Source organism: Oerskovia sp. NPDC056781 (assembly GCF_042789955.1).
GTDB classification, from domain to species: Bacteria; Actinomycetota; Actinomycetes; order Actinomycetales; family Cellulomonadaceae; genus Oerskovia; species Oerskovia rustica.
On the sequence record NZ_JBHUAD010000119.1, the window covers coordinates 1 to 12,328 of the forward strand.

9 protein-coding genes are annotated in these 12,328 nt (G+C 74.0%); 5 read left to right on the forward strand and 4 right to left on the reverse strand.

Annotated elements, in window-relative coordinates; genetic code table 11:
- Positions 1 to 91: 91 nt before the first annotated feature.
- Entirely contained in the window at positions 92 to 946 is an 855-nt protein-coding gene (locus ACFRCR_RS11515) for a hypothetical protein (RefSeq protein WP_377677660.1), read from the reverse strand.
- 214 nt (positions 947 to 1,160) lie between these two features.
- Here ACFRCR_RS11515 and ACFRCR_RS11520 point away from each other — a divergent pair, with 214 nt between their 5' ends.
- Positions 1,161 to 1,841, forward strand: a complete 681-nt coding sequence (locus ACFRCR_RS11520; RefSeq protein WP_377677662.1) for a GNAT family N-acetyltransferase — start codon at positions 1,161 to 1,163, stop codon at positions 1,839 to 1,841.
- Between the two features lie 97 nt (positions 1,842 to 1,938).
- On the opposite strand, the gene recQ is transcribed toward ACFRCR_RS11520, so the two are convergent.
- The 3 genes from recQ to ACFRCR_RS11535 are packed head-to-tail and all read right to left on the reverse strand — an operon-like array spanning position 1,939 to position 6,444.
- Positions 1,939 to 3,828, reverse strand: a complete 1,890-nt coding sequence (gene recQ / locus ACFRCR_RS11525) for a DNA helicase RecQ (protein ID WP_377677664.1) — start codon at positions 3,826 to 3,828, stop codon at positions 1,939 to 1,941.
- A complete protein-coding gene (locus ACFRCR_RS11530) occupies positions 3,788 to 5,203 on the reverse strand; it encodes an MFS transporter (RefSeq protein WP_377677666.1) in 1,416 nt (471 codons plus the stop codon). Before ACFRCR_RS11530 ends, recQ begins: the two co-directional genes overlap by 41 nt.
- Complete coding sequence (locus ACFRCR_RS11535) at positions 5,200 to 6,444, reverse strand: NAD(P)-binding domain-containing protein (protein ID WP_377677667.1); 1,245 nt, start codon at positions 6,442 to 6,444, stop codon at positions 5,200 to 5,202. Before ACFRCR_RS11535 ends, ACFRCR_RS11530 begins: the two co-directional genes overlap by 4 nt.
- Before the next feature lie 164 nt (positions 6,445 to 6,608).
- Between ACFRCR_RS11535 and ACFRCR_RS11540 the strand changes: the two genes are divergently transcribed.
- From ACFRCR_RS11540 to ACFRCR_RS11555, 4 genes are all read left to right on the forward strand, one after another.
- A complete protein-coding gene (locus ACFRCR_RS11540) occupies positions 6,609 to 7,868 on the forward strand; it encodes an alpha/beta hydrolase (protein WP_377677669.1) in 1,260 nt (419 codons plus the stop codon).
- 64 nt (positions 7,869 to 7,932) lie between these two features.
- Positions 7,933 to 8,919: a mycothiol synthase gene (gene mshD, locus ACFRCR_RS11545; RefSeq protein ID WP_377677671.1), complete on the forward strand. Its 987-nt coding sequence runs from the start codon at positions 7,933 to 7,935 to the stop codon at positions 8,917 to 8,919.
- Positions 8,916 to 11,249 carry an RNA degradosome polyphosphate kinase gene (locus ACFRCR_RS11550; protein ID WP_377677673.1) on the forward strand — a complete coding sequence of 778 codons (2,334 nt, stop codon included), beginning with the start codon at positions 8,916 to 8,918 and terminating at the stop codon, positions 11,247 to 11,249. Before mshD ends, ACFRCR_RS11550 begins: the two co-directional genes overlap by 4 nt.
- A complete protein-coding gene (locus ACFRCR_RS11555) occupies positions 11,246 to 12,268 on the forward strand; it encodes an NUDIX domain-containing protein (protein ID WP_377677675.1) in 1,023 nt (340 codons plus the stop codon). The genes ACFRCR_RS11550 and ACFRCR_RS11555 overlap by 4 nt, the downstream gene beginning before the upstream one ends.
- Positions 12,269 to 12,328: the final 60 nt, after the last annotated feature.

Genomic DNA, 12,328 nt, shown 5'->3' on the forward strand with positions numbered 1-12,328 from the left:
CCCGAGGCCTCACAGGTCTCGGGTGCGGACACCGCACGTCGGGCGGCTCCGCCGTCGGGACCTGTGGGCTGCCCGGCCCGGCCGGGGCGCCCTACGCCGGCTCGGGCGCCGCGTCCTTGGACGGCCCGACGCCGTCGCTCGCGTCCCCCGCCTCGGCCGCCTCGTTCGCGGGGCTCGTCGCGAGGACCACGCAGCCCGCGAGCGCGACGAGCGCCGCGACGGCGACGGCCGGGTCCCAGCCCGAGCGGATCGTGTCCCCGAGCACCGCGATGCCCACGGCCCCCGGGACGACGACCTCGACGACCGACAGGATCGCGGCGTTCGTCCCGACCTTGCCGTGCTCGAGCGACCGCAGGTAGGCGAGCGCACCCACGACCCCGAACACGACGATCGCGATCGCGAGCGGCTGGAAGATCGTGTCCCAGATGTCCCCGGAGGCGTGCGCACCGCGCGCCGCGACGGCCGCGCCCGAGTACCCGAGGGCCCCGATCACGGCGAGCAGCACCGGGCTCCCGGCCTTGTAGAACACCAGCGCGAGGACCGCGAGCCCCACGGCCACCCCGATGAGCACGGGTGAGAACCAGTCCGGCGGGACGGGAGCAGGTTGCTCGCCGCCCGCGATCCCGAGCACCACGAGCGCTGCCACGATCGCCGTCATGGCCGCGACGTCGATCCGCCGCATGGGCACCGAGAGGAACACCCTGGCGAGCAGGACCGTCACGACGAGCGAGCTCGCGAGCACGGCCTGGACCACGAACAGCGGCAGGTGGTCGAGCGCGACGAGCGAGAACAGCCATGCGACGAGGTCGACCGTGAACGCGAGGATCACGAGCGGTTGCCGCACCACCGCGAGCCCCTGGGCGCGGCGGGCCGCGACGGCCTGCATGACGGTGCTGACGCCGTAGCCGATCGCGGCGGCGACGGCAGCGAGCAGGCTGAGGAACACGGGACCTCCTGAGGGTGCACGTCACGGGACGCGGGGAGTCCCCAGTCTTCCCGGCAGGGGCGTGCGTCGCGCGGCGACCCGCCCCGGCAGGGGGTGTCAGAACCAGCGAGGACCAGAGGCCACGCTCGCTCTGACACGTCGAGGGCGGGTTCTGTCACACGAGCCTCCCCTGCCGTTCACGGGGGCGAAACGCACCGCGGCTACCGTGACGGCCATGCGCATCGAACCCCTCACCTTCCCCGCGCCCGGTGGCGGCGCGCTCGTCTCCCCGCCCTCCCGCGGCGGGTCCACGGTCCGGTCCGGCAGGTCGGGAGGATCCGGCAGGCCCGGCCAGGACGGCCGACCTGCACCGGGCCGCCCGGGTCCGAGCGTCCCTGCCGGGCTCTCGCTGCTCGACAGCCTCGCCGCCAGGACTGCCGACCTGTCGCACCTCGCGGACGTGCTGATCGACTGCGTCCAGGGCGGTGCGAGCGTCGGCTGGGTCAAGGCGCCGACCAAGGAGGCTGCGACGGCCTGGTGGTCGGCGTTCCTCGCGGACCCGGAGCACCGCACGTGGGTCGGTCGCGACGACTCGGGGAGGATCGTCGCGACCGCCTCGCTCGCCCTGACCTCGAAGGACAACGGCGCGCACCGCGCCGAGGTCGTCAAGCTCCTGGTCCACCGTCAGGCTCGCGGGCACCGCTTCGCGCCGGGGCTCATGGCGACGATCGAACGTTTCGCGCGCACCGAGGGGCTGTCGCTGCTGACGCTCGACACCGAGACGGGCAGCCTGGCCGAGTCCCTGTACCACCGGTGGGGCTGGACCGAGGTCGGCGCCGTCCCCGGGTTCGCGCGGGTCGCGGGCGGCGCGCTCGTGTCGACGACGATCTTCTACAAGCAGCTCGGCGCACGCTGACGGCGCGCGCCCGGCCGACCCACACCCGGCCCGGGCGCCGCGCTCTGGGGGCCGCGCTACCCGCGCCCGGCCCGGGCGCCGCGCTCTGGGGGCCGCGCTACCCCTCGGCGAGGAGCTCGACGATCGCCTCGCCGTAGCGCTCCCGCTTGGCGGCGCCGATCCCGCTGACGTCGGAGAGGTCGTCGATCGAGACGGGGTTGCGCTGCGCGAGCGCCCGCAGGGTCGCGTCGTGGAAGACGACGTAGGCCGGCACCCCGCTCTCCTTCGCGGTCGCGCCCCGCCAGGCGCGCAGCTTCTCCATGCGCGCCGCGGCGTCGGGGGTCAGCTCCGCGTCTGCCGCCGCGGCTGCGGGCTTGCGGGTCCGGGTCGTCTTGGTCCGCACGTCCCGGCGCAGCCGGACCTCCTGCTTGCCGCCGAGCACCGGGTCGGCGGCCTCGGTCAGGCTCAGTGTCCCGTAGCCCTCGCTGTCGACGCCGAGCAGGCCTTGCGCGAGGACCTGCCGGACGACCGTGCGCCACTCGGTGGCGCTGAGGTCCGCACCGACTCCGAAGACGGGCAGCTGGTCGTGTCCCAGCGAGGTGATCCGGGGCGTCGGCTTCCCGGTGAGGATGTCGACGACGTGCCCGGCGCCGTAGCGCTGCCCCTGACGTTCCAGGCGCAGGACGGTCGAGAGGACCTTCTGCGCTGCGACGGTCCCGTCCCAGGACTCGGGCGGGGCGAGGCAGGTGTCGCAGTTCCCGCACGCGGGCCCGTCCTGGCCGAAGTACGCGAGGAGCTGGACCCTGCGGCACGTGATGGTCTCGCACAGGGCGAGCATCGCGTCGAGGTTCGCGCCCATGCGCCGCTTGTGCGCCGCGTCGCCCTCGGACGTGTCGATCATGCGGCGCTGCTGGACGACGTCCTGGAGCCCGTACGCGAGCCACGCGGTCGACGGCAGGCCGTCGCGCCCGGCGCGGCCCGTCTCCTGGTAGTACCCCTCGACCGACTTGGGCAGGTCGAGGTGCGCGACGAACCGCACGTCGGGCTTGTCGATGCCCATGCCGAACGCGATGGTCGCGACCATGACGATGCCGTCCTCGCGCAGGAACCGCGACTGGTTCGCTGCGCGCAGGGGTGCGGGCATGCCCGCGTGGTAGGCCAGCGCCGGGATCCCGTGCGCGTTCAGGTGCTCGGCGGTGGTCTCGACCGAGGCGCGCGAGAGGCAGTAGACGATGCCCGCGTCCCCGGCGTGCTCGGCCCGGATCAGGTCGACGAGCTGGGTGCGCGGGGAGTCCTTGGGTGCGATGCGGTAGGTGATGTTGGGGCGGTCGAAGCTCGAGACGAAGGTGTGGGCGTCGTGCAGCTCGAGCCGTCGGACGATCTCGTCGGCCGTCTGCCGGGTCGCGGTCGCGGTGAGCGCGATCCTCGGGACGTCCGGCCACGTCTCGGCGAGCACGGTCAGCCGCAGGTAGTCGGGTCGGAAGTCGTGGCCCCACGCCGAGACGCAGTGGGCCTCGTCGATCGCGAACAGGGACACCTTCCCGGCCTGCAGGAGGCGCACGGTCTCGGGCACCCCGAGGCGCTCGGGGGCCAGGTACAGCAGGTCGAGCTCTCCGGCGAGGAAGGCGTCCTCGACCGCGCGGCGCTCGGGCACCGACTGGGTCGAGTTGAGGAACCCGGCGCGTGCCCCGAGGGCGGACAGCGCGTCCACCTGGTCCTGCATGAGGGCGATCAGGGGCGAGATGACCACGCCTGTCCCGGGCCGCAGGAGCGCGGGGATCTGGTAGCAGAGCGACTTGCCGCCGCCTGTGGGCATGAGGACGAGCGCGTCCTGCCCGCGGAGCACGGTGTCGATGATCTCCGCCTGGTCGCCCCGGAAGTGGTCGTACCCGAAGACGGTCGTCAGGACGTCGAGCGCGGTGCGGGTCTCGGGCAGGGCGGATGCTGTCACGGGGTGGGTGCTTCCTTCACGATCGGTTCGGCCGGTGTCCGGGGGATCGCGGCCCATCCTTCCTCAGGAGCCTGCCCGCGACCAGCACGAGGTACGCGACGAGCAGGACCGCGGCGCCCCAGGAGAGCGCCGCGTACGACGAGACCGCGATGACGATCCCGGCGAGCACCCCGCCGAGGGCCCCGCCGAGGTTCATCGCGAAGTCGGAGAGTCCCTGGACCTGGGTCCGGTCGGTCGCGGGCGTCGCGTCGATGAGCAGCGCGGAACCGGCCACGAGCCCGCACGACCAGCCCACGCCGAGCAGCACGAGCCCGACGGTCAGTCGTGCCGAGTCGTCGCTCGGCGCCCCGGCGACGATCACGGCCGAGGCGAGCAGGATCGCTCCGCCCACCACGAGCACGCGCGAGTGGCCGACCCTGTCCGCGGCCCACCCGATCACGGGGCTGAGCACGTACATGCCCGCGATGTGCGCGCTGATGACGATCCCGATGATCTGCAGGCTCGCGCCGCCGTGCCCCATGTGCACGGGCGTCATGGACATGAGCCCGACCATCACGAGGTGGCTCACGACGATCGCCGCGAGCGCGAGCTGCGCGGTCGCGGACGCGCGGATCACGGCCCACCCGGCGGCGAGCCCGGCGCGGAAGCCGGGGCGCGGGGGCGCCGGGGGGTGGGCGGCGCCCTGGGCGTCCACGAGGCCCGACGGCGCCGCGTCCTCGGGTGCGTGGGCGGAGGTCCGGTTCGTCCCCGTCACCGCGCGCGCCGCGGCCACGTGGAGCGGGTCGGGGCGCAGGAGCAGCCAGACGGAGGCTGCGGCCGCGGCGAACGCGAGGGAGGCGACGAGCAGCGGTGCGGCGGACGTGCCGTGCGCACCGTGCTCCCCGGCCGGGCCGGGCAAGAGGCCGAGCTTCTCGGTCGCCCCGGCAAGGTTCGGCCCGAGGACCGACCCGATGGTCGTCGCCCAGATCACGACCGAGAGGTCGGTGGCCCGGCGTTCGGGGCGGGCGAGGTCGGTCGCGGTGAAGCGCGACGCGAGGCCGGTCGCGGAGCCGGCCCCGAAGAGGAGCATCCCGGCGAGCAGCAGGGGCCAGGTCTGGAGGAAGGTCGCGGTCGCCGCGAGGAGCGCGCCCAGGAACGCGACGACGTACCCGGTGGTGAGGGACCGGCGTCGGCCGTGGCGTTCGGCGAGGCGCGAGAGCGGTAGGGCGACGATCGCGGCGCCGACGACGGCCGTGGTCTGGGCGAGGCCTGCGATGGCGTCGGAGCCCGAGAGCTCGGACGCGATGAGCGAGCTCACCGAGATACCGGTCGCGACCCCGATCCCACCGAAGACCTGGCTCGCGGCGAGGACGGAGACGGTCCGCCGCTGGACGCGGTCGACGGGCGGGTCGACCGTTCGGTCGGCAGGATCGGGCAGGGGTTCGGGGGTCACCTCGGCAGCCTAGTGGCGGGCGCCACCACGGAGCTGTCAGAAGGAGCGTGACCTGCCCTCGTCGGTTCTGACACCTCCGCGTCCAGGACCCGCAGCACGGCCCGCACCGCCTCCCGCCCGGCCCGGTTCGCCCCGATCGTCGACGCGCTCGGCCCGTACCCGACGAGCTGGACGCGCGGGTCGGCGACCACGGTGGGCCCGTCCATGACGATCCCCCCTCCGGGCCCACGCAGCCCGAGCGGTCCGAGGTGGTCGAGCGCGGCCCGGAAGCCCGTGGCCCACAGGATCACGTCGGCGCCCTGGTGCGTCACGCCGTCGGGACGGACGCCGGGGTCCCACACGACGCCGTCGGGCACGACGCGCGAGAACATCGGCAGGCGGTGCAGGACGCCCGAGGCGATGCCCGCCTCGTACACGGGCGTGAGCGGCAGGCCCGTGACCGACACGACGCTCTCCGGGGCCAGGCCCGCGCGCGTGCGCTCGTCGACGAGGGCCACGGCGTCCCGGCCCCGGTTCTCGTCGAACGGGCCGCCGACCCACACGGGCTCACGGCGCGTGACCCACGTGGTCGAGGCCGCGTGCGGGGCGATCTGGAGCAGGAACTGCGTCGCGGACGCGCCGCCGCCCACGACGACCACGCGCTGGCCCGCGAAGTCCTCGGCGGCACCGAAGTCGTGCGTGTGGAGCTGCGTGCCCGCGAACGTCTCGCGGCCCGGGTACCAGGGCCAGAACGGCTTGGTCCACGTCCCGGTCGCGTTGACGAGCGTCCGCGCGCGCCAGGCCACCGGCCCGTCGGGCGTGGTCGCCTCGACGAGGAGCGCACCGGACGGGTCGTCGCGCACCTCGCGCACCGCGACGGGCCGTCGTACCCGCAGGTCGTTGACCTGCTCGTACGCACCGAAGTACCGCCCGACGGCGGTGCTCGCGCTCTCCTGCGGGTCGCCCGCGTCGAGGGCCAGGCCGGGCAGGTCGTGCACCGCGTGCGTCTGGGCCATCGTGAGCGACGGCCAGCGGAACTGCCACGCGCCGCCCGGGGCGGGCGCCGCGTCGAGCACCACGAAGGTGCGCGGGGCCCCCGAGGACGCTCCGCCGTCGGGCCTGCTCGACGGGAGGCCGTCGCTCCCGAGCGGGACGAAGCCCCGCCGCCGCAGGTGGAACGCGGCCGAGAGCCCGGCCTGTCCGGCGCCCACCACGAGGACGTCGACGTCGAGGGGCTGGGCGGGGCCGGGCGAGGTGCTCACTCCCGTACCAACCCCGCGCGGGCCGGGACCCATCCGGGAGGGCCCGTGACGCGCCGCACAGCGGGGCGGGCACCGTGGGGAAACCCCGTGAACGTCCCGTGGACCTTGGCGGCCGCCTGGGTGTCCGCCCGGTGCGACCTGTGCGCGGCGGGCACCCTGGAGGGGTGACCCCGTTCGACGCCCTTCCCGGCGCGCCCCTGCCGGGCGCCTCGCTGCTGTCCGCGACCGCGCCGCTCCCCGAGCCCGAGACCGCCGCGACCCTGCCGCCCGCGGTCCTGCGCGAGCTCGCGGGACGCGGCGACTGGATGTCCTCGTGGTGGACGGTCGCCCTGCTCGCGGCCGCCGCGATCGGGGTCGCGGTCCTCGTCGCGTGGGACCGGCGACGTCGCGCGGCGGCCCGCCGCGCGGACGGCGGCGAGAACGACCGCGGGCGCCGCCGGACCGGGGCCTGGCGCGCCTGGACCGGGACGATCGCGTCGGGGCTCCTCGTGATCCTGTCCGTCACGGTCGCGGTCAACGCGTACGCGGGCTACGTGCCCAACACCGCGGCCCTGCGCACCACGATGGCCGGGTGGGGGCTCGTCGACCCGCCGCCCAGCCACCGGGACGAGCCGTCGGAGCGCGACGGGTCCTCCGAGGCGGGGTCGGTGACCTCGACGCCCGTCAAGGCCCCGGACCTGCGCATGGCCGACGGCACGACCTGGGTCTACACGCCGCCCGGCTTCGACCCCGCGGCAGCCACGCGCTACCCCGTCGTCTACCTCTTCCACGGCAGCCCCGGCCAGCCGAGCGACTGGTTCGCCGCGGCCGACAGCGCGAACGTCATGGACACGCTGCTCGGGGCCCACCTCGTCGAGCCCATGATCCTCGTCGCGGTCGACGTCAACGGGCAGGGCCCCTCGGCGCGCGACACCGAGTGCCTCGACTCGACCACGGGGGGCGCCCAGGTCGAGACGTACGTGACGGACGTCGTGATCCCGTGGGTCGACAAGAACTTCCCGACCCTGCCCGACCGCGAGCACCGCGCGATCGGCGGGATGTCCTCGGGCGGCTTCTGCGCGCTCAACCTGGGGCTGCGCCACCTCGACACGTTCGGCGCGATCATGGCGCTCGAACCCTACGGCGACCCGGGAGACGGTGGCCGCAGGATGCTCGCGACGAAGGAGGAGTTCGACGCCAACTCCCCCAGCCGCTACCTCCCCACGATGGACTTCTCCGAGCGCGTCGCGGTGTTCCTCGACGGCGGCACCGAGTCGCCGCACAAGGACCGGGAGGCCAACCGCCGGCTCGCCGCGGTGCTCACCGAGCGCGGCCAGACCGTCGAGCTGCGCGAGGAGAAGGGCCAGGGGCACACGTGGGCCATGGTCCACGTGGGCCTCCCTTATGGGCTGATGTTCCTCTCCGAGCACCTGGCGCAGCCCTGAGCCGGACGCACGGCGACCCGCCGACGGCTCGGTGACCGTGCGCCCGACGTGATGGGATGGAGCCATGCGCTCCCCCCTCGAGATCGGCCCGCTCGACCCGGCCACCGCGGACGAGGTCCGTGCCCTGGCCGCGGCCGCCCAGGAGTCCGACGGCGTCGCCCCCCTCTCCGAGCAGCCCCTCCTGCGCCTGGGCGTCGACGACGAGGACCTCACGCACGTCGTCGCGTACGACGACGAGGGAGCGGTCACCGGGTACGCCCAGGTCGACCGCGGCGGCGACGTCGCGAGCGCCGAGCTCGTGGTGCACCCGGCCGCGCGCCGCCGTCGGACCGGCCGCATGCTGCTGCGCACCGCGCAGCGCGACGCGACCCTGCCCGCACGCTCGGGCGAGCCCGGCCAGCACGGCGGCGTCCTGCACGTGTGGGCGCACGGCGACCTCCCCGCCGCCCGGGCGTTCGCGGCCGACGCGAGGCTCGTCGTCGTGCGCGAGCTGTGGAAGATGGGGCTCGACCTGCGGTCCGGGACGTGGGAGCGCCCCGAGGTCCCCGCGGGCCTGCACCTGCGCACCTTCCGCCCCGGGCCCGACGACGCCGCCTGGCTCCGCGTCAACGCGCGCGCCTTCGCGCACCACCCCGAGCAGGGCCGCCTCGGCCAGGCCGACCTCGACGCCCGCGTCGCCGAGGACTGGTTCGACCCCGAGGGCTTCTTCCTCCTCGAGCGCGAGGACGGCTCGCTCGCCGGTTCCTTGTGGACCAAGGTGCCCACCGACCGGACCGGAGGCGTGCGCGAGGGCGAGATCTACGTCGTCGGCGTCGACCCCGACGCCCAGGGCCAGGGGCTCGGGAAGGTGCTGACCGCCGTCGGCCTCGCGCACCTCGCCGCTCGCGGGCTCGACCGCGCGGTCCTCTACGTCGACGGTGACAACGCCGCCGCGACCCGCACCTACCTCGGGGCCGGCTTCGGCAAGGACACGGTCGACGTCCAGTACGGGCCGCCGGCAGTGAACCCCGTCACCCAAAGTTCACCGAGTGATGCCACCATGAAGTCATGACCGACTCCACCGTCCGTCCCGGCGTCCGGACCTCCGCGCGCCCGGACCAGCAGCCGGAGGCCGTGCGCGCGTCCAGCCCGCGAGCCGTCCTCGACCCCGAGCTCGCGGCGCACATCGCCGAGCACATCGCCGAGGAGGAACCGGTCACCGGCACGATCGACGTGGAGGTGCTCGACGCCGAGCCCCTGCCCGCCGACCGCTTCGCCGACCGCGAGCTGAGCTGGCTCTCGTTCAACCAGCGCGTGCTCGAGCTCGCCGAGGACGAGACGCAGCCCCTGCTGGAGCGCGTGCGCTACCTCGCGATCTTCGCGTCGAACCTCGACGAGTTCTTCATGGTCCGCGTCGCCGGACTCAAGCGACGCATCGCGACGGGCCTCGCGGTCACGGCCGCGTCCGGGCTGACGCCGCGCCAGGTCCTCGACGCGATCAGCGAGCGCGCGCACGAGCTCATGGCCCGCCACGCCGCGGTGTTCGCCGACCAGGTGCAGCCCGCGCTCGCGACCGAGGGCATCTCCCTGCTGCGCTGGGAGGAGCTCGACACGCGCGAGCAGGAGCGCCTGCACAAGTTCTTCCGCAAGCAGATCTTCCCCGTCCTCACACCGCTCGCCGTGGACCCGGCGCACCCCTTCCCGTACATCTCGGGACTCTCGCTCAACCTCGCGGTCGTCGTGGTCAACCCGACGACGGGCAAGGAGCACTTCGCGCGCGTCAAGGTGCCGCCGCTGCTGCCGCGCTTCATCGCGGTCGACTCGCGCGGGCGCCCGTCCGCTCCCAGCTCGCAGGCCGCCGACCCTGACAAGGGGCCGACGTCGTTCGTGCCGCTCGAGGACGTCATCTCGCAGCACCTCGACCACCTGTTCCCCGGCATGGAGGTGCGCGAGCACCACACGTTCCGCGTGACGCGCAACGAGGACGTCGAGGTCGAGGAGGACGACGCCGAGAACCTGCTCCAGGCCATGGAGAAGGAGCTCCTGCGCCGCCGGTTCGGCCCGCCCGTGCGCCTCGAGATCGCCGACGGGATCAGCCCTCGCATCCGCCAGCTCCTCGTGCGAGAGCTCGACGTGGCCGACGACGAGGTCTTCAAGCTGACCGCACCGCTCGACCTCACGGGGCTCAACCTCATCGCGGACCTCGACCGCGCGGACCTGCACTACCCGCGCTTCGTGCCGACGACCCACCGTTTCCTCGCCGAGGTCGAGAGCGCGAGCCCGACCGACGTGTTCGCCGCGATCCGCGACCGCGACATCCTGCTGCATCACCCTTACGACTCGTTCTCGACCTCGGTCCAGACGTTCCTGCAGCAGGCCGCGGCCGACCCGAACGTGCTCGCGATCAAGCAGACGCTGTACCGGACGTCGGGTGACTCCCCCATCGTGGACGCCCTGATCGACGCGGCCGAGGCCGGCAAGCAGGTCCTCGCGCTCGTCGAGATCAAGGCCCGCTTCGACGAGCAGGCCAACATCTCCTGGGCCCGCAAGCTCGAGCAGGCGGGCGTGCACGTGGTGTACGGGATCGTGGGGCTCAAGACCCACTGCAAGCTCTCGCTCGTGGTCCGCCAGGAGCCCGAGGGCCTCGTGCGCTACTGCCACGTCGGCACGGGCAACTACAACCCCAAGACCGCACGCCTGTACACGGACCTCGGACTGCTCACCGCGGACCCCGAGGTCGGCCAGGACCTCACGCGGCTGTTCAACCAGCTGTCCGGCTACGCACCCCAGTCCCGGTTCCACCGGCTCCTCGTCGCGCCCCGCTCGGTGCGCTCGGGGCTCGTCGAGCGGATCGAGCGCGAGGCCGTCGCGGCTCGCGAGGGGCGCGAGGCGTGGGTCAAGTTCAAGGTCAACTCGGTCGTCGACGAGACCATCATCGACGCCCTGTACCGGGCCTCGCAGGCCGGTGTGAAGGTCGACCTCGTGGTCCGAGGGATCTGCGCGATCCGCCCGGGGGTGCCGGGGCTCAGCGAGAACATCCGGGTGCGGTCCATCCTGGGCCGGTTCCTGGAGCACTCGCGCATCTTCGCGTTCGCCAACTCGGGCGGCCCGGCGATCGCCGACGGCCCCGAGTCCGGCCCCGAGGTCTTCATCGGTTCGGCCGACCTCATGCACCGCAACCTCGACCGCCGCGTCGAGACCCTGGTGCGGCTCGTGGACCCCCAGCAGGTCTCGGACCTGATCGACCTCATCGACGTCTCGATGGACGACGGCACGGCCTCGTGGCACCTGCGGAGCGACGGGTCGTGGGAACGGCACGCGGTCGGACCCGAGGGTCCGCTCATGGACATCCAGTCGACCCTGATCACCCGACAACGCCGGCGGCTGGGCATGGGTCGATGAGCTCGTCCTCGTTCGCCCCGCTCGTGGACACGCTCGGCCCCACGCACGTCCCCCACGCTCCCGTGATCGAGTCCGCGGGCGGGCTCGTGTGGCGGGTGCGTGACGGTGAGCTCCAGGTCAAGCTGGTGCACCGGCCGCGCTACGACGACTGGTCCTGGCCCAAGGGCAAGCTCGACCCGGGCGAGGCCTTCCAGACGGCCGCCGTGCGCGAGGTCGCCGAGGAGACCGGCAGGCCAGTGGTCCTCGGCGTACCGCTGCCGGGACTCCAGTACCTCACGCCCGAGGGACGTGTGAAGCGCGTGCACTACTGGGCTGCACGGCAGGCCAAGCGGGTCCGCGACGCGGGACCGCTCGCCGCGCGGGCGCCCGTGCCCCCGGTGTCGGTCGACGAGATCGACGACGCGGTGTGGCTCGGCGTCGAGGACGCGGCTCGGCGCGTGACCCGCAAGGCGGACCGCGGGCCGCTCGCGGCGCTGGCCGAGGAGTTCGCCCAGGACCGCCTCGCGACCCGCGTGGTCGTGATCGCCCGCCACGGCAAGGCAGTGACGCGTGCGGCGTGGCACGGCGCCGAGGAGGACCGCCCTCTCACGCCCGCGGGTCACGCGCAGTCGGTCGCGCTCGTGCCCGTGCTCGCGGCGTACGGGGTCAACGCCGTCGTCACGAGCCGGTGGAATCGCTGCGAGCAGACCATCTCGCCGTACGCCGAGGCCGCGCGGCTGGACCGGATCTCGATCGACCACCTGTCCGAGGCGCAGCACGAGCGGTCGCCGTCGCGCGTCGCACGCACGGTGCGCGAGCTCCTCGAGTCCGAGCGGTCGACCGTGCTGTGCACGCACCGGCCCGTCCTGCCCACGGTGCTCGACGTCCTGGGCCAGCACTCGCGACGCCCCGTCGCGAACGCCCTGCCGAGCAGGGACCCGTTCCTGGAGCCGGGCGAGATGCTCGTGGCGCACGTCGCGGACACGTCCCGGGGGCCGAGGGTGCTCGCGGCGGAGAAGGTCGCGCCGCCGCTGCACTGAGTCCCCCGAGGCCGACCGGCACCTGGTCGTCCGGACGGGCGTGACCTCGAGGTCACGCCC